Genomic DNA, 16,333 nt, shown 5'->3' with positions numbered 1-16,333 from the left:
GCGTCCCGTCGGTTCCGCCGGGCTGCCCTCGCGCGCCCGGCCACGCGGCGTTCGAGGTCGCGCCTCATCGGCCTCGTGTCAGGTCCAGAGAGATCGGGTCTCGAAACTCATGTCCTCACCACCTCATATCGTGCTGCCCTGGGTCGTCCGCCGGACCAGGCTGCCGCTGCTGTCGCGGCGGTGCGTGGACTGCCCGTCGGAGTCCGCCACCACCGGCTACGGCCGGTTCCGGGTCAACGCCAACGGCAAGCTGTTGGACGTGTGGCTGCTGGTCCGGTGCGTGCGCTGCGACCGGACCAGCAAGCTCACCGTCCACGAACGGACGACGGTCGGCTCCCTCGATCCGGCCGAGTTGCACGGCTACCACACCAACGACGCGCGGCTGGTGGCGTCCACCCTGCTGGATCCGGCGTTCGCCCGGCGTAACCACGTCGTCCTCGACTGGAGGGACGCGTGGCGGTTGGACGCCGTGCCGGTACCGCTCGGCGAGGCGTGGCCGATCCGGGTGGAGGTGGTGTTCCACGATCCGGTGCCGGTACGCCCGGACCGGCTCGTCGCCCGCGGGCTGGGCCTCAGCCGGGCCGAGGTCCGGCGCCGAGTCAAGTGCGACGTGCCCGAACGGCGGTCGAGGAACACCGTCTTCACGTTCACGCTGATGTCCGTGAACTGACGGGGACCGGTCGCGGCGGGCACCCGGCCCGCCGCGACCGGTACTACGGTGGCGGGGACAACGCCGATCCACTCCGGAGGCAGCGATGACGACATCGGCGCGTCAGGTCGTCGAGCGGGTGCTGCGGGCCGGCCGCGAGCAGGACGTCGAGGCGTTCCTGGCGCTGATGGACCCGGCCGGGCACATCGAGTGGCCGTTCCGCCCCGCCGGCGTGCCCGGCCGGGTGCGGGGGCACGCCGAGATCCGCCGACACCTGACCGAGGCGGCCAACGCCCTGATCACCATCGACGAGCACCGCGACGTGGTGCTGCACGAGAGCACCGACCCCGAGGTGGTCATCGTGGAGTACGCGGCCCACGGCGCCGTCGTCGCCACCGGCGCGCCGTTCGAGCAGACCGTGATCGCGGTGTTCCGCGTCCGCGACGGCCTGGTCGTGTCCTACCGCGACTACATCGACCCGCTGCGCCTGCTCGCCGCGCTCGACGAGAGGAAACCCTGAATGCGGCAGCCCGACCACGCCCGGCACTCCTCGTCGTTCGGAGCCGCGGCCACCGCGTACGCCCAGCACCGCCCGGACTACGCGCAGGACGCGGTCCGGTGGGCGCTGGAGGCCGCTCCCGGCTCCCGGGTGCTCGACCTCGGGGCCGGCACCGGCAAGCTGACCGCCACGCTCCGGGCGGTCGGCGCCGACGTCACGGCCGTCGAGCCGGACCCGGCGATGCTGGCCGAGCTGCGCGGCGCGCTGCCGGATGTCCGCGCGCTGTCCGGCAGCGCCGAGGCGATCCCGCTGCCCGACGCGTCCGTCGACGCCGTGCTGGCCGGCAACGCCATGCACTGGTTCGACATGGCGGTGGCGGGCCCGGAGATCGCCCGGGTCCTCGCCCCCGGCGGCGTCCTGGCCGGCCTGTGGAACGTGCTTGACGACGAGGTCGACTGGGTCGCCGGCCTGGCCGAGGTCAGCGGCAGCGCCGTCGTCGGCCCTCGTGACACGCCCGCGAGCTGGCGGGTCGAGACGGCGCGGACGCACCTGCCGAAGAACGGCGCGCCGGCCCGCTTCGACGCGCCCGAGCAGGCCACGTTCCGGCACGGGCAGCAGCGCACCGCCGACTCGCTGACCGCGACGCTCGCCACCCGGGCGGGCCTGCTGGTGATGCCGGCGCCGCAGCGGCAGGCCACGCTCGACCGCATCCGGGCGTTCCTGGCCAGCCGGCCGGAGACCGCGCACGGCGAGTTCACGCTCCCGATGCGCACCTGCGTGCTGCGCGTCCGCCGACGGTGATGCCCCCCGAGGGACCCTCCCACAAGTCCGGGATGACCGGCGCGGACGTCCGCGCCGCCGCCGCCGCGATGACCGCCGTGCTGCTGCCGGCCGCCGGCCGGGACTGGACGGTACGCGCGGGCGACCTGGACTGGTCCTGCTGGACCACGACCGCGCACGTCGCGCACGACCTGGCCGGGTACGCCGGTCAGGTGGCCGGCCGCCCCACCGACGGCTACCTGCCGTTCGACCTGCGGGTCCACCCCGACGCGCCACCGGAGCGGGTGCTGACCGTGGCGACCGCCACCGCCGGGATGCTCGCCGCGCTGGTGGACACCGCCGACCCGGACGACCGGGGCTGGCACTGGGGGCCCTGCGACCCGGGCGGCTTCGCCGCGATGGGGGTGGCCGAGATCCTGCTGCACACCCATGACGTGACCCGTGGTCTCGACGTGCCCTGGTCACCGCCGGCCGGGCTGTGCGCCGGGGTGGTGCGTCGGCTGTTCCCCGACGCGCCCGCCGGTGCGCCGGCGCCGGTGCTGCTCTGGCTGACCGGCCGGGCCCCGCTGGGCGACCGGCCGCGCCGGACGTCGTGGACGTGGCGGGCCGCGCTCGGCTGAGGAGCAAGCTGGCTCAGGTCGCCGGATCGGCCGCTGCGGTGAACGCGGTGACGTGGTCGGCGGCCCACTGACGGAACGTGCGCGCCGGCGTGCCGAGCAGGCGCGACACCGTGGTGGTGACGTGTGCCGGATGCCCCAGGGTGGCGCGCCACGCGGCCAGCAGCATGTCCACGGCGGGACGCGCGGCCTCCGGGGCCTGGCGACGGAACTCGTCGGGCGGCAGGTCCTCGAACGCGGTCGGCCGGCCCAGGGCGGCGCCGATGAGGCTGACCTGTTCGGCCTGGCTGAGCGACTCGGGGCCGGTCAGGACGTAGTCGCCGCCGGCGTGCCCGTTCTCGGACAGGACCCGCGCGACGACCGCGGCGACGTCCCGGTCGTCGACGGGGGCGGTCTGGGCCGCGCCGTACGGCCACCGGACCACCGCGTCGCGACGGATCGCCGGGGCCCACCAGTGCAGCGCGTTGGAGGCGAACATCCCCGGCCGGACGATCGTCGCGTCGAGACCGGTCGCCGCGATGAGCTGCTCGATGCGAGCGTGCAGCGTCGCCATCGGGTTCGGCTGCTGGAAGAACGGGTGCGGGGTGCGGTGGGGCGCGGACAGGTAGACGACCCGTCGCGGGTGGGCGGCCAGCCGGTCGACGACCGACGGCGCGGTGTGCGGCGGGGCGGTCCAGACCAGGAAGACGGCGCGGACGGCGGTCAGGGCCGCGTCGAGCGACGCGGGCACGGTGAGGTCACCGGTGACGACCTCGACGGCGGTGGGCAGGGTGGCCGCCGACTCGGGGCGGCGGACGAGGGCGCGGACCGGCACGCCCGCGTCGACCAGTTGATCGATCACGGCGCGCCCGATCCGGCCGGTCGCCCCGGTGACGAGCACCGCGTCTGTACGTTTCATGCCCACCATCGAACCGTTACCCGGTTAAAAACGCAACCAGGTAACACTTGTTACCCTGACGCGGTGAGTGAGCCGGGCGGGCTGCGGGCCCGCAAGAAGGCGCAGACCCGGGGCGCGATCGCCGACGCCGCGATCACGCTGTTCCTGGCGCGCGGGTTCGAGCAGGTGTCGGTGTCCGACATCGCGGCGACGGCCGAGGTGTCGAAACCGACCCTGTTCCGCTACTTCGCGACCAAGGAGGACCTGATCCTGCATCGGTTCGCCGACCACAACGGTGAGGCCGCACGCGTGGTACGCGACCGCCGGCCCGACGTCGCGCCGATGACGGCGCTGCGCCGGCACTTTCGGGCCGGCCTCGACCGCTTCGAGCCGGTGACCGGCCTCAACGATCATCCCCAGGTGGTGGCGTTCCACCGACTGGTGTTCAGCACGCCGAGCCTGGCCGGACGGCTCATGCAGTACCTGCACGACGACGAGGAGGCGCTGGCGGCGGCCCTCGGCCCGGGCCTCGGGCCCCGACTGCTGGCCGCCCAGGTGATCGCCGTGCACCGCGTGCTGGCGCGCAACAACTGGCAGAAGATCGCCGACGGGCGGACCGCGCACGAGGTCCACCCGGAGGCGGTCGTCGACGCGGACCGCGCCTTCGCCGGACTGGGCCGGGCGGCCGGCGACTCCTGACGCGTTCTGCGGCGACCTGCGGTCGGGCTCAGCGACGCCACCAGCGTCATCCCGGTGTGGTCGCGGCGGCTGAGGCGCCAAGGCCGGCCTCTGCCGATCGCTGGCAGTGCAGCTATCCTCGGGGCCAGTCGGTGAAGGCCGCGCGAACCTCGTTGATCTGCGCGGGTGCAAGGCGGTAGAGCACGAAGACGGTATCGGGTAGGCCGTCGAGCCGACGTATAGCGTCGTGAATTTCGTCGTCAGTGATGTCAGGGTCTGCTTTGCGGGCGAGCGCGATCAAATTCTGGCGGTCATAGCGGTCGAGAACTGCCGCGACGTCGATGTAATCGCGTGGCTGCGCTCGTGTGATCATGGCAGCCACCTTGGTGCCGACGACATCGTCGAGGTGGAGGACGGGTCCGATGTCGAGCACCACCGGGGTGCTGAACCGGGCGAAGCGGACGAGTTGCACGCGGACGGCTTGAGCGTCGCGGTGTACCTCGAACTCGACCATGTCCTGATCGAATCCGTAGAAGACCTCGTCGAGTTCGCTGGGATCACTCATGATCTCGACCTGGAGGCCCGCGTCGCACAAGGCGTCACGAACCAGTTCCGAGGCGGCGGTGACGCCGCCCTCGGTATCAGTGAAGAGATCGATGTCTTCGGTGGGCCGGGTTCCCAAGCCGTGGGCGATCAGCGCTTGACCCCCGGCGAGCGCGAAGCCGTGGCGAGCGGCCGTGGCGAGCGCAATGCGGGTGACCTCGTGCTGAAAGGGATCGGGAACATGCGGCATCAGGCGGCGATGCCCCGGACGCGAAGCACATGATGGCGTTCCTCCCAGGCGCGGCGGACGCCGCGAGGCAGGTGCAGCGTGGGCCAGATCCGCGTAAGGGTCGGCCCGTGCAACCAGCTCCGCAGTTCCTCGGGACGGACGGCCTCCGCCAGCACCGTCTCGTACATCCAGGCCAACAAGCCGGGCTTGTCGAGGTCGACGTGCCGGTCGGGCTGCCAGAACAGGCGGTGCGGCAGCTCAACGATCCCGGTGGTCGGTCCGTTCAGTTCACTCAGATCAGCCGCCACGATCGCCCGGCGTCCCGGGCGGGCCTCATAGGGTCTTCGCGATTTGCGAACGGAGCCGATCGGGTCCATGCCGTACAGAATAGTCGCTTTGACGTGCGGTCGGGCTCAGCGACGCCACCAACGCCACCGGCGGCGGGCGCGGGCCGCGGGCGGGGCGGGCGGCGCCGGCTCGACCGGCGTCGCGGTCACGACACGCTGCTGCCGGTCGGCCCGCCACCGCCGTACCGCCTCGTCGACGTTGACCGGCCGGACCACCACCCGAGGGCCGGTCGGGGCACGCAGCCAGGCCACCACCTCGGCGTTGAGCGCCGCCACGTACGACCGGACCGCGTCCTCGGTGGGCAGGTCGCGCAGCTCGGCGGGAAGCTGTTCGACGCGACGGCGCAGTTGCAGCGGGGTGGGCAGCATCAGGTCGGACGGGATCTGCTCCCGCTCCATGAAGCTGCGGATCCACCAGCCCTCGTCGTAGGGCTGGTCGCGGCCCGGGATCGGTTTGCCGGCGCCCGGCAGGTTGTCGAACTCGCCGCGTTCCTGCGCCGAGCGGATCTGCGCCTCGACCGCGGCCTCCCAGCCTGTCGTCACCGCCGTCACCTCCCGCTCCCACCGTATCCGCCGGTTGCCGACCATGGTCAGCGTCGCGGCGCGCGGAAGTGTTCCCGGCGCGTAGTGTTCCGCCGACGGGAGGAGCGGCGACGTGCGTGACTGGCTGATCGGCCTCGGCGTGGCGACCGGATGCCTGGTCGCGAGCTGGGCGGTGCTGGTGCTGGCGGCCCGGCGGCTGCCACCCGGCCTGTTGCGTGACCTGGCCGCGTTCGTGCCCGACTGTCTGACCACGGTGCGGCGGCTGCGCCGGGACCCGCGCGTGCCGCGCCGGGCCCGGATCGCGATCGTCGTCGCCGGGGTGTGGCTGGCCAGCCCGATCGACCTGATCCCGGAGTTCCTGCCGGTGATCGGCCCGCTGGACGACATCGTCGTGGTGGCGCTCGCGTTGCGCTACGCCGGGCGGCAGGTGCCCCGGCAGGTGCTGCTCGACGCGTGGCCGGGCGAGCCGCGCCTGTTGCTGCGCCTGCTCGGCCCCGCCGCGCGGTGACGGCTCAGGGCAGCCGGCGTACGTGCCGGTGGCCGTCGCGGGGAAACGGCGGGCGGGCCGGCAGCACCTCGACGAAGGCGTACCCGCTCTTCTCCGCGACCCGGCAGGAGGCCGGGTTGTCGACCTGGTGCAGCAGTTCCAGGCGGGTCAGGCCGCCGGCGGCGAAGCGGGCGAACGCCCAGCCGGTGACCGCGTCGACGGCCCGCGGCGCGACGCCCCGGCCACGGGCCGGGGCCGCGGTCCAGTAGCCGACCTCGGCGGCCGGCCGCCCGGGCTGGACCTCCTTGAGGACCACGCAGGCCACCAGCCGCTCCCCCGACGGGGTGTCCTCCAGCACCGCGAAGCTGAAACGGCGCCCGGCGGCCCAGCCCTGCCGGGCCCGGCGCAGGAACGCGCGCGCCTCGGCGCGGGTGGTCACCGGGAAGCGGGTCCAGGCGCGCAGCACCGGGTCCCGGTAGGCCTCCAGCAGCGCGTCGGCGTCGCCGTCGCGCCACGGTCGCAGCAGCAGGCCGGGCGCGGTCGGGGTGGCGGCGGCGGACAGCACGACGGACATCGTCCGAGTGTCGCGCGTCACCGGGGGTGAACGCGAGGCCGGCACGCGGTCAGCGCGGCGGTTCGCGCAGCACCGCCACGCCGCCGGGCCCGACGGTCACGTGGTCGTCGACCGGCTCGCCGGTGAGCAGCTCGTGCCCGGCCGCGGGCACCCGCTGCGGGCGGTCGGTGTGGTTGAGCAGGAACAGCCAGCTCTGGTCGCCGTCGCGGCGGCGGACCGCCTCGACGCCGGGCGGCGCGGGGCAGGTCGGGGTGACGCCGGCGAGCCGGGCCGCCTCGACGAGCAGCCGGCGGTACGTGTCGTCGTCGGGCCGGGTGGAGACGTACCAGGTGCGGGCGGCGCCGACCCGGTGCCGGGTGACCGCCGGGCGGCCGTCCAGCACCCCACCGATGTACGCGGTGACCTGCTCCGCCCCGGCCAGGTGCACGGTCTCCGACCAGATCCGGCCGTACCCGCCGCTGGTCAGCGGCACCCGCTCGTCGTCGGCGAGCGGGTGGAACTCCTCCACCCGCACGCCGAGCAGGTCGCGGTAGGCGCCCGGGTAGCCGCCGAGGCGGACGCGGGCGTGTTCGTCGGCGACGCCGCTGAGCCAGGTGACCAGCAGGTGCCCGCCGGCGTGAACGTGTCGGCGTACCCAGTCGACGGTGGCGTCGGCGGCCAGGTAGAGCGCGGGCAGCACGAGCAGCCGGTGGCCGTCGAGCGGGTCGCCGGGCGTCACCAGGTCGGCGGTGAGGCCGGCGTGCCACAGCACCCGGTGCGCGGCGGCCACCTCGCCCGGGTGGTCGAGGCCGTCGCGGGGCATCCCCGGGTGGCGCAGCGCCCAGCCGCTGGCGGCGTCGTGGGCGATCGCCACGCGCGCCTCCACCTGCCCCGTCGCGGTGCCGGCGAGCCGGCCGAGCGCGGCGCCGAGGTCGGTGGCCTCCCGGAACACCCGGGTGTCCGCGCCGGCGTGCGACACCACCGCGGAGTGGAACCGTTCAGCGCCGCCGGCCGGGGCACGCCACTGGAAGAACATCGCCCCGGCCGAGCCGCGGGCGACGTGCGCGAGGCTGTGCCGGGTCATCCGGCCCGGTTCCTTGGTGTGCATCCGCCCGGTGACGTGGATCTGGTTGGGTGCGCTCTCCATCAGCAGCCACGGCGCGGGGCGGCCGGCGCCGCGGCGGGCCCAGCCGCGGGCCAGGTCGGCGGCGAGCGCGGTCTGCTCCTCCGCGCCGCCGTCGATGCGGTCCGGGTAGTGGTCGACGGCCACCAGGTCCACCTCGCGCGCCCAGCGGGCGTGGTCGACCGGCACCCAGTCGCCGAGCACGTGGTTGGTGGTGACCGGCACCGCCGGGTTCGCCGCCCGCAGCAGGTCCCGCTGCTCGGTGTACGCGGACAGCAGCGTGTCCGACCAGAAGCGACGGAAGTCGAGCAGTTGGCCGGGGTTGGCCAGGTACTGGGTGGCGCGGGGCACGCCGACCTGCGCCCAGTCGGAGTAGTGCTGCCCCCAGAAGCTGGTCACCCACGCGTCGTTGAGCGCGTCGAGGTCGGCGTACCGGCCGGTGAGCCAGCGGCGGAACGCCGTCTCGGCGTGGTCGCAGTGGCAGGTGGTGCCGTACTCGTTGTGCACGTGCCACAGGGCCAGCGCCGGGTGGTGGGCGTACCGGGTGGCCAGCACGTCGGCGATGCTCCGGGCCGCGGCACGGTAGGCGGGCGCGGCGGCGCAGTAGGTGTCCCGGCTGCCGTGGTGCAGGCGGACGCCGTCGGCGGTGACCGGCATCGCGTCCGGGTGACGCCGCGTGAACCAGGGTGGTGGGGAGGCGGTGGGGGTGGCCAGGGCGGCCCGGATGCCGGCGGCGTGCAGCAGGTCCAACACCTCGTCGAGCCAGTCGAGGGTGTAGTGGCCGGGGGCGGGTTCCAGGCGGGACCAGGCGAACACGCCCACGGTGACCAGGTTGACCCCGGCCGCGCGCATCAGGGCGACGTCCTCCGACCACACCGCCGGTGGCCACTGCTCCGGGTTCCAGTCTCCGCCGTAGCTCAGCCGACCGTCGCTCCACAACGCTTTAGTTGTCATCCCCGTCAAAGTAGAAAGAGGTGAGGATGAAAGTCAATGCGACAGATCATTGACAGTTAGTTGTGGTTCCCAAGAAACTTGCGGGGCCGCCCGTGTCGCCGCGAGGAGACGCCCATGCCGTACCGCCCGCCCCTGGTCCCGTACGAGACGTTCGTGGCCGACCCACCCGACCTGCCGGTGCGTGCCCCCGGCGAGGAGGGCGCCGACGACGTGCTGCGGGCCGAGGTGGCGGCGGTCGACCCGCACGGGGTCACGCTCACCGCCACCTGCTCCTCCGGCCGCACGCTCGTCGCGCGCGTCGAGGCCGCCGGGGACGGGATCATCCGGGTACGGCTCACCGACGACCTCTCGGTGCGCAGCCGCTCCGCCCGGGCGCTGACGCTGACCCGGCCCGTACCGCACCCGGCCGAGGTCACCGTCGACGACGCGTACGCCCGGGTGGACGCCGGCGGTGTGCGCGCCGAGATCCGCCTCGACCCGTGGGGGCTGCGCTTCCTCGACGCCGACGGTCGGCTGCTGGTGGCCGCCGACGGCGGCACCCGGGACATCAGCGGCCGGCGGCGCACGCTGCCGCTCGGACGCTCCACCTCCGACGGCGACCCGGTCGCCTGGCACGAGAGCTTCGTCGCGCCCGGCGACGAACGGTTCGTCGGCTTCGGTGAGAAGTTCACAGCGCTGGACAAGCGCGGCCAGCGACCGTTGATGTGGAACTTCGACGCGTTCGGGTGCGAGTCCGACCGGTCGCACAAGAACGTGCCGTTCTACCTGTCAGACCGCGGCTACGGCGTGCTCGTCGACAGCGGCCTGCCGGTGCAGTTCGACGTCTGCGCCAGCACCCACAGCAGCGTGCAGATCCTCGTCCCGGACGACCTGCTCGACTACTACGTGCTGGCCGGCCCGACACCGGCGCGGATCCTGGACCGGTTCGACGCGCTGACCGGCCGGCCGTACCTGCCGCCCCGCTGGGCGTTCGGGGCCTGGATCTCCTCCGGGTTCTTCCCCGACAGTGAGCAGCGGGTGCGCGAGCGGGCCCGCCTCATCCGCGAGCGGGACGTCCCGTGCGACGTGCTGCACCTGGACTGCTACTGGCAGGTCGCCGGCCGCTGGTCCGACCTGCGCTGGGACGAGCAGGCGTTCCCCGACCCGGCCGGCCTGCTCAAGGACCTGGCCGAGGCGGGCTTCCGGGTGTGCCTGTGGATGAACCCCTACCTGATGACCGACAGCCCGCTGTACGCCGAGGCCGAGGCCGCCGGCTACTTCCTGCGCCGCCCCGACGGCGACACGTACGTCGCGGACACCTGGCACGGCAGCTATCCGGTCTGCGCCATCGTGGACCTGACCAACCCGGCGGCGGTGCGCTGGTTCCAGGGCCTGCTGCGACCGCTGCTGGCCCAGGGCGTCGCGGTGTTCAAGACCGACTTCGCCGAGGGGGTGCCCGCCGACGCGGTGGCGCACAACGGCATGACCGGCGTCGAGCTGCACAACGTGTACGCGCTGCTGTTCAACGACGTGGTCGCCGACGTCACCGAGGAGGTCGCCGGGCATCGCACGGTGTGGGCGCGCTCGTCGTACCTGGGCGGACAGCGGCACAGCGCGCAGTGGAGCGGCGACGTCAACGCCACCTGGCCGGGCATGGCCAGCACGCTGCGCGGTGGGCTGTCCCACGGGCTGTCCGGGGTGCCGTTCTGGAGCCACGACACCGGCGGCTTCCACGGCACGCCGGAGCCCGACCTGTACGTGCGCTGGACGCAGTTCGGCGCGCTGTCGCCGCTGGTCCGGCTGCACGGCACCACCAGCCGGCTGCCGTGGGACTTCCCGCCGGAGGCGGAACGGCACGCGGTGGCGGCGCTGCGGCTGCGCTACCGGCTGTTGCCGTACCTGTGGTCGGCGGCGGTGGACGCGGCCCGCACCGGCAGCCCGATGCTGCGGGCGTTGCTCGTCGACACCCCGGACGACCCGACCGCCTGGGCCATCGACCTGCAGTACCGCCTCGGCGTCGACCTGCTGGTGGCGCCGGTGCTCGACCCGGGCGGGGAACGCGCCGTCTACCTGCCCGCCGGCGACGACTGGCTGGACGCGGCGACCGGGCAGCGTCACCCCGGCGGCCGGCACCTGCGGGTGCGGGCGCCGCTCGACCGGCTGCCGCTGTACGTGCGGCGCGGCGCGCTGATCCCGACGGTGGCGCCCGCGCCCACCGTGCCCGAAGGCCCGTTCCGCGACGTCACGCTTGTTTCGTGGGGCGGGACCGACGGCGTGACGGTGGTCCGCGACGACGACGGCGACAGCACGGTCACCGCCGTCCGCGACGGCGACACGCTGCGGGTACGCGTGGACGGGCCGTTGGACGTGCGCCGCGTCAGCGTGGTCGGCGCGGACGCGCCGCGCCGGGTCGTGCTCGACGGCGAGCCGGTCCCGGTGACCCCGTTCGCGCCGTGGTTCGGCGGCTGAGCCGCCCGGCGGGCACCAAGCCGATTTAGTTTAAGCTTTGGCCGAACCCGACGGACGGCGGCGCAGGAGGCGGACAGCACGTGATCAGCATCGACCGGCCGGTCCAGACGGCCGACCTCGGCGACGTGCGGGTCGCCAACCGGGCCGTGGTGCTGCGGCACGTGCGGCGGCACGCGCCCTGCTCCCGCGCCGACGTCGCCGCCCGCACCGGCCTCAACAAGGCCACCGTCTCCAGCCTGGTCAGCGAGCTGATCGAGCACGGGCTGCTGCGCGAGACCGGGCTGACCGAGAACCGGGTGGGCCGCCCGGCCACCATGCTCGTGCTCGACGGCGCCCGCTACGTCGGGCTCGGCCTGCAGATCGGCGCCGACGAGCTGGTCGTGGTCGCCGCCGACCTGAGCGGCGAGCGGCTGCTCACCTGGCGACGCGCCTTCGCCGCCGCGCTCACCGGCCCCGAGGAGACGGTACGCGCGCTCGCCGCGCTCACCCGCCGCGCGGTCACCCGGGTCACCGGCGCCGGGCGCACGGTGCTCGGCCTCACCGTGGGCGTGCCCGGCCTGGTGGACGCCGACGGCGCTGTCCCGCTGGCCCTCGCGCTGGGCTGGCGTGGCGTGCCGCTCGCCGCCGAGCTGCGCCGCGCGCTACGCGACCCGGGTTTCCCGGTCGGCGTGGACACCGACGCCAACCTCGCCGTCTCGGCGGAGCTGCGGCACGGCCCGTACGCCGGCACCGCCGACCTGATCCACCTCACCGGCGGGCTGGCGGTCGGCGCCGGCCTGGTCAGCGGCGGCCGGCTGCTGCGCGGTGGCCGGGGCTTCGCCGGCGAGATCGGCCACCTGCCGGTCCTGGCCGGCGCTTCCCCGTCCGCGACCGCGGGGCTCGGGGACGCGGCGTGCCGGTGCGGGCGCCGGGGCTGCCTCGCGTCGCTGGCCGGCGTGGACGCCGTGGTGCGCCGCCTGCTGCCCGACGCCGCGCCGGACGCGCCGGTCACCGACTACCTGCCGGAGATCGACCGGATCCAGGCACTCGCCCGCGCCGGCGACGAGCCGGTGCGCACCGGGCTCACCGAGATCGGCCGGCACCTCGGCAGTGCGGTGTCCGTCCTGGTCGACCTGCTCGACCCGGAGGTGGTCGTGGTGGGCGGCCACCTGGCGACGCTCGCGCCGTGGCTGCTGCCGGCCGCCCGCACCGAACTCGCCGCCCGCACGCTCGCGCCGCCGGCCGGGGTCCGGCTGGAGGCCAGCACGCTCGGCTCCGCCGCCAGCGCGTTGGGCGGCGCCACCGCCGCACTGGCCACCGTGGAGGCCGGGCAACTACCCGCCGCCTGACCCTTGACCGCACCGGCCCCGGATGCCAACCTCGGTAGCGCCGCTTCCGGACCGGGCAATCCGTGGGCGGCCTGTTTTCCGGCGGTTGTCGAAGCGCTTCACCGCAGCTCCGGGCCGACCCGCCGGCCGACCACCCCACCCCCTTTTCGCGTGCGTGCCGCCGTCCTCACCACCCGGCCATCGAAGCGCTTCGATGGCCGGGAGTGTGACCCGCACGCCCACCGGAGGCGCCCGCCATGACCGACCCCACCCCCCACCGCGTCGACGACCTGCTCGCCCGCCTCACCGTCGCAGAGAAGCTCGGCCTGCTGCACCAGTGGCAGGCGCCCGTCCCCCGGCTCGGCCTGCCAGGGTTCCGCACCGGCACGGAGGCGCTGCACGGCGTCGCCTGGCTCGGCGAGGCCACCGTCTTCCCGCAGGCGCTCGGCCTGGCCGCGAGCTGGAACCCGGACCTGATCACCGCCGTCGGCGCCGCCGTCGGCGACGAGGTCCGGGCCAAGCACCGCGCCGACCCCGACCGGGTCGGCCTCAACGTGTGGGCGCCGGTGGTCAACCCGCTGCGCGACCCACGGTGGGGACGCAACGAGGAAGGCTGGTCCGAGGACCCCTGGCTCACCGGCCGGCTCGCCACCGCCTACGCGTCAGGGCTGCGCGGCGCGCACCCCACCCGGCTGCGGACCGCGCCGACGCTCAAGCACTTCCTCGGCTACAACAACGAGACCGACCGGGCGCTCACCTCCAACGACCTGCCGCCACGCGTGCTGCACGAGTACGAGCTGCCGGCCTTCCGCGCGCCGCTGGCCGCCGGCGCGGCGGTCGCCGTGATGGCGTCGTACAACCTGGTCGACGGCGTGCCGGCGCACCTGAGCCCGCTCATCGACGGCGAGTTGCGCGGCTGGGCCGACGACGAGGTGATGGTGGTCGGTGACGCCGGCGCGGTCGGCAACATCGCCGGCATGCAGAAGTACCTGCCCGACCACGTGGCCGGCTTCGCCGCCGCGCTGCGCGCCGGCGTGGACAGCTTCACCGAGGACGACGACGACCCGCGCCCCACCGTGGACCGGCTCACCGAGGCGCTGGCGCGCGGGCTGGTCGCCGAGTCCGACGTGGACCGCGCGGTCCGGCGGATCCTGTCGGTCCGGCTGCGCCTGGGCGACCTGGACCCGCCCGGCCACGACCCGTACGGCGACGTGCCGGCCGACGTGGTGAACTGCCCGGCCCACCGGGAACTGGCCCGCGAGTCGGCCCGCCAGTCGGTCGTGCTGCTGTCCAACGACGGGCTGCTCCCGCTCGCGTCCGACCGGCGGGTCGCGGTGCTCGGCCCGCTCGCCGACACGGTGCTCACCGACTGGTACAGCGGCACCCTGCCGTACGCGGTCAGCGCGTTCGAGGGGTTGCTCGGGCGGCTGCCCGAGGTCACCACCCACCCGGGCGTCGACCGGATCACGTTGCGGGTCGGCGACCGGGCCGTCCGGTGCGTCGACGGCGGGCCGCTGACGCTCGCCGACGCGGCGCCCACCGAGTTCGACGTGGTCGACTGGGGGCAGGGCGTGGTGGCGCTGCGCGCGGCCCACCACGGCCGGTACGTGGGCGCGGACGACACCGGGGCGCTCGTCGACGACCGTCCCGGCCCCGGCGGCTGGGTGGTCCGGGAGACGTTCCGCCTACGGCACCGCCCCGACGGCACGGTGCTGCTGCACCACCTCGCCACCGGCCGGGACGTCGGCGTCGACCCGGCCGGCCGGCTGAGCGTCGCGGTCGAGGAACCAGCCGCGTTCATAGTGGAGCTGCGCGTCGACGGCGCGGCCGAGGCCGCCGCGCTGGCCGCCGCCGCCGACGTGGCGGTGGTGGTGCTCGGCAACCACCCGATGGTCAACGGCCGGGAGACCGAGGACCGGGTCGACCTGGACCTGCCGACCGGCCAGCTCGAACTGCTGCGCGCCGTGCACACCGCGAACCCGCGCACCGTGCTGGTGCTGACCAGCAGCTACCCGTACGCGGTGGGCTGGGCCCGGGAGCACCTGCCGGCGGTGCTGTGGAGCGCCCACGGCGGACAGGAGCACGGCCACGGGCTGGCCGACGTGCTGCTCGGCGACGCCGACCCGGGTGGACGGCTGACCCAGACCTGGTACGCCGACACCGCCGAGCTGCCCGACCTGCTCGACTACGACGTGATCGGCGCCGACGCCACCTACCTCTACCACCGGGGCGAACCGCTGTACCCGTTCGGCCACGGGCTCAGCTACGCCGAGTTCGACTACGCTGACCTCCGGTTGAGCACCGCCACGGCGCACACCGACGAGGAGGTGGAGGTGAGCGTCGAGGTCACCAACACGGGCCGCCGCCCGGGCACCGAGGTGGTGCAGCTCTACACCCGGCAGCGACGCTCCCGGGCCAAGCAGCCGCTGCGGCAGCTCCGCGACTTCGCCCGGGTCACCCTGGAGCCAGGGTGCACGGCCCGGGTGACGCTGCGGCTGCATACCGCCGAGCTGGCCTGGTGGGACGAGAACCGCGGGGCCATGGTGGTGGAGGACGCCACCCACTCGCTGTTGGTGGGCCGCTCCGCCCGGGACATCCGGCTGGTGGGCGCGCTCGCCGTGCACGGCGGAGACGGGGCGGCCACGCCGGCGGCGGAGCGCTCCGGGACGGCCCGGTGAGCGGCCGCGCCGCCGGCGAGCAGGTCACCATCGCCGACGTGGCCCGCCACGCCGGGGTGGCGGCGAGCACCGTGTCGTACGTGCTCAGCGGCAAGCGGACCATCTCGGCGGCCACCCGGGGGCGGGTGCTGGCCAGCGTCCGCGCGCTGGGCTACCACCCGAACGCCGGGGCGCGGGCCCTGGCCAGCCGCAAGGCCAACGTGATCGCGTTGGTGCTGCCGCTGCGTACCGGCATGCAGGTGCCGGTGGTGATGCGTTTCGCCACCGCCGTGGTCACCACCGCCCGCCGCCACGACCACGACGTGTTGCTGGTCACCGCCGACGAGGGGCCGGCCGGGCTGCACCGCATCGCCGGCAGCGCGCTCGTCGACGGCGTGCTGCTGATGGACGTGGAGCTGGAGGACTCCCGGGTGCCGCTGCTGCGGGAGCTGGCGTTGCCCGGCGTGCTGATCGGGCACCCGGCGGACAGCACCGGCCTGGCCTGCGTGGACCTGGACTTCCGGCGGGCCGGGGAGCTGTGCGTGGAGCACCTGGCCGCCGCCGGGCACCGGCGCGTCGCGCTGCTCGGCGCCCCGGCCGCCGTCTACGACCGGGGCACCGGCTTCGCCCACCGGACCCGGGCCGGCGTGACGGCCGCGGCCGAGCGGCTCGGCGTCGACGCGGTGACCCGGCCCTGTGAGGAGGGCCCGGCGGCGGTGCGCCGGGACCTGGCGGCGTTGCTCGCCGACCACCCCGACGTCACCGGCCTGGTGGTGCAGAACGAGTCGGCGGTCGGGCCGGTGCTGGCCGCGTTGCCGACGCTGGGCCGGCGGGTGCCGCAGGACGTCGCGGTGGTCGCGATCTGCCCCGACGAGCTGGCCGAACCGTCCGGGTTGACCTGCGTGCCGGTGCCGGCCGAGGAGGTGGGCCGGCAGGCGGTGACGCTGCTGATGCGGCGGCTGGGTGACGAGCCGGTGCCGGAGGTGACGCTGCTGGAACCGACGCTGACCGTACGCGACACCAGCCGGTGAGCCCGCCCTCG

At 74.7% G+C, this 16,333-nt stretch carries 16 protein-coding genes; 10 read left to right on the top strand and 6 right to left on the bottom strand.

The features are described from left to right. The first annotated feature begins 130 nt into the window (after positions 1-130). From AB0B02_RS18920 to AB0B02_RS18905, 4 genes are all read left to right on the top strand, one after another. Positions 131-670 (top strand): DUF1062 domain-containing protein, encoded by a 540-nt coding sequence (locus AB0B02_RS18920; protein WP_357301871.1) that lies wholly within the window; start codon positions 131-133, stop codon positions 668-670. Positions 671-755: 85 nt separating this feature from the next. Further along, positions 756-1,169 carry a nuclear transport factor 2 family protein gene (locus AB0B02_RS18915; protein ID WP_281941215.1) on the top strand — a complete coding sequence of 138 codons (414 nt, stop codon included), beginning with the start codon at positions 756-758 and terminating at the stop codon, positions 1,167-1,169. Further along, a complete protein-coding gene (locus AB0B02_RS18910) occupies positions 1,170-1,949 on the top strand; it encodes a methyltransferase domain-containing protein (protein ID WP_281941213.1) in 780 nt (259 codons plus the stop codon). A gap of 32 nt (positions 1,950-1,981) precedes the next feature. Next, positions 1,982-2,548 carry a hypothetical protein gene (locus AB0B02_RS18905; RefSeq protein WP_281941211.1) on the top strand — a complete coding sequence of 189 codons (567 nt, stop codon included), beginning with the start codon at positions 1,982-1,984 and terminating at the stop codon, positions 2,546-2,548. Between the two features lie 13 nt (positions 2,549-2,561). On the opposite strand, the gene AB0B02_RS18900 is transcribed toward AB0B02_RS18905, so the two are convergent. Then, entirely contained in the window at positions 2,562-3,443 is an 882-nt protein-coding gene (locus tag AB0B02_RS18900) for an NAD(P)H-binding protein (protein ID WP_357301864.1), read from the bottom strand. Between the two features lie 63 nt (positions 3,444-3,506). On the opposite strand from AB0B02_RS18900, the gene AB0B02_RS18895 reads away from it, so the two are divergent. Further along, positions 3,507-4,121 (top strand): TetR family transcriptional regulator, encoded by a 615-nt coding sequence (locus tag AB0B02_RS18895; protein WP_281941206.1) that lies wholly within the window; start codon positions 3,507-3,509, stop codon positions 4,119-4,121. Between the two features lie 112 nt (positions 4,122-4,233). On the opposite strand, the gene AB0B02_RS18890 is transcribed toward AB0B02_RS18895, so the two are convergent. Genes AB0B02_RS18890 through AB0B02_RS18880 form a run of 3 tightly spaced genes read right to left on the bottom strand, consistent with a single transcriptional unit; the run spans position 4,234 to position 5,762 of the window. Next, positions 4,234-4,893: a nucleotidyl transferase AbiEii/AbiGii toxin family protein gene (locus AB0B02_RS18890; protein WP_281941205.1), complete on the bottom strand. Its 660-nt coding sequence runs from the start codon at positions 4,891-4,893 to the stop codon at positions 4,234-4,236. Then, positions 4,893-5,249 carry a hypothetical protein gene (locus AB0B02_RS18885; RefSeq protein ID WP_281941204.1) on the bottom strand — a complete coding sequence of 119 codons (357 nt, stop codon included), beginning with the start codon at positions 5,247-5,249 and terminating at the stop codon, positions 4,893-4,895. Before AB0B02_RS18885 ends, AB0B02_RS18890 begins: the two co-directional genes overlap by 1 nt. Positions 5,250-5,285: 36 nt before the next feature. After that, entirely contained in the window at positions 5,286-5,762 is a 477-nt protein-coding gene (locus tag AB0B02_RS18880) for a DUF1992 domain-containing protein (protein WP_357301859.1), read from the bottom strand. Positions 5,763-5,874: 112 nt separating this feature from the next. On the opposite strand from AB0B02_RS18880, the gene AB0B02_RS18875 reads away from it, so the two are divergent. After that, the gene (locus AB0B02_RS18875; protein ID WP_357301856.1) at positions 5,875-6,270 is read left to right on the top strand and encodes a DUF1232 domain-containing protein; all 396 of its coding nucleotides are present in this window, start codon (positions 5,875-5,877) and stop codon (positions 6,268-6,270) included. A 4-nt stretch (positions 6,271-6,274) separates the two neighbouring features. Here AB0B02_RS18875 and AB0B02_RS18870 read toward each other — a convergent pair whose 3' ends face one another. Together AB0B02_RS18870 and AB0B02_RS18865 are read right to left on the bottom strand one after the other, a co-directional pair. Beyond that, positions 6,275-6,823, bottom strand: a complete 549-nt coding sequence (locus tag AB0B02_RS18870; protein WP_281941200.1) for a GNAT family N-acetyltransferase — start codon at positions 6,821-6,823, stop codon at positions 6,275-6,277. A gap of 49 nt (positions 6,824-6,872) precedes the next feature. Continuing rightward, on the bottom strand, positions 6,873-8,879 hold the full coding sequence (locus AB0B02_RS18865) for a beta-galactosidase (protein WP_357301852.1): 2,007 nt from the start codon (positions 8,877-8,879) through the stop codon (positions 6,873-6,875). A gap of 114 nt (positions 8,880-8,993) precedes the next feature. Between AB0B02_RS18865 and AB0B02_RS18860 the strand changes: the two genes are divergently transcribed. The 4 genes from AB0B02_RS18860 (at position 8,994) to AB0B02_RS18845 (ending at position 16,322) form a co-directional block, all read left to right on the top strand. Then, positions 8,994-11,327 carry a TIM-barrel domain-containing protein gene (locus AB0B02_RS18860; protein WP_357301849.1) on the top strand — a complete coding sequence of 778 codons (2,334 nt, stop codon included), beginning with the start codon at positions 8,994-8,996 and terminating at the stop codon, positions 11,325-11,327. A gap of 80 nt (positions 11,328-11,407) precedes the next feature. Further along, the gene (locus tag AB0B02_RS18855; protein ID WP_357301846.1) at positions 11,408-12,655 is read left to right on the top strand and encodes an ROK family transcriptional regulator; all 1,248 of its coding nucleotides are present in this window, start codon (positions 11,408-11,410) and stop codon (positions 12,653-12,655) included. 236 nt (positions 12,656-12,891) lie between these two features. Next, the gene (locus tag AB0B02_RS18850) at positions 12,892-15,312 is read left to right on the top strand and encodes a glycoside hydrolase family 3 C-terminal domain-containing protein (protein ID WP_357301843.1); all 2,421 of its coding nucleotides are present in this window, start codon (positions 12,892-12,894) and stop codon (positions 15,310-15,312) included. Then, a complete protein-coding gene (locus tag AB0B02_RS18845) occupies positions 15,309-16,322 on the top strand; it encodes a LacI family DNA-binding transcriptional regulator (protein WP_281941190.1) in 1,014 nt (337 codons plus the stop codon). The genes AB0B02_RS18850 and AB0B02_RS18845 overlap by 4 nt, the downstream gene beginning before the upstream one ends. The last annotated feature ends 11 nt before the right edge of the window (positions 16,323-16,333 follow it).

This window comes from Micromonospora sp. NPDC049240, assembly GCF_040647835.1.
GTDB lineage: Bacteria > Actinomycetota > Actinomycetes > Mycobacteriales > Micromonosporaceae > Micromonospora.
This window is presented reverse-complemented; position numbering and strand designations above follow the sequence as displayed.

Excerpts from the sequence above, each read along its gene's own strand:
- AB0B02_RS18885 (WP_281941204.1), bottom strand. The coding sequence starts at position 5,249 with ATGGACCCGATCGGCTCCGTTCGCAAATCGCGAAGACCCTATGAGGCC.
- AB0B02_RS18910 (WP_281941213.1), top strand. The coding sequence starts at position 1,170 with ATGCGGCAGCCCGACCACGCCCGGCACTCCTCGTCGTTCGGAGCCGCG.
- AB0B02_RS18860 (WP_357301849.1), top strand. The coding sequence starts at position 8,994 with ATGCCGTACCGCCCGCCCCTGGTCCCGTACGAGACGTTCGTGGCCGAC.
- AB0B02_RS18870 (WP_281941200.1), bottom strand. The coding sequence starts at position 6,823 with ATGTCCGTCGTGCTGTCCGCCGCCGCCACCCCGACCGCGCCCGGCCTG.
- AB0B02_RS18865 (WP_357301852.1), bottom strand. The coding sequence starts at position 8,879 with ATGACAACTAAAGCGTTGTGGAGCGACGGTCGGCTGAGCTACGGCGGA.
- AB0B02_RS18890 (WP_281941205.1), bottom strand. The coding sequence starts at position 4,893 with ATGCCGCATGTTCCCGATCCCTTTCAGCACGAGGTCACCCGCATTGCG.
- AB0B02_RS18850 (WP_357301843.1), top strand. The coding sequence starts at position 12,892 with ATGACCGACCCCACCCCCCACCGCGTCGACGACCTGCTCGCCCGCCTC.
- AB0B02_RS18905 (WP_281941211.1), top strand. The coding sequence starts at position 1,982 with ATGACCGGCGCGGACGTCCGCGCCGCCGCCGCCGCGATGACCGCCGTG.
- AB0B02_RS18915 (WP_281941215.1), top strand. The coding sequence starts at position 756 with ATGACGACATCGGCGCGTCAGGTCGTCGAGCGGGTGCTGCGGGCCGGC.
- AB0B02_RS18900 (WP_357301864.1), bottom strand. The coding sequence starts at position 3,443 with ATGAAACGTACAGACGCGGTGCTCGTCACCGGGGCGACCGGCCGGATC.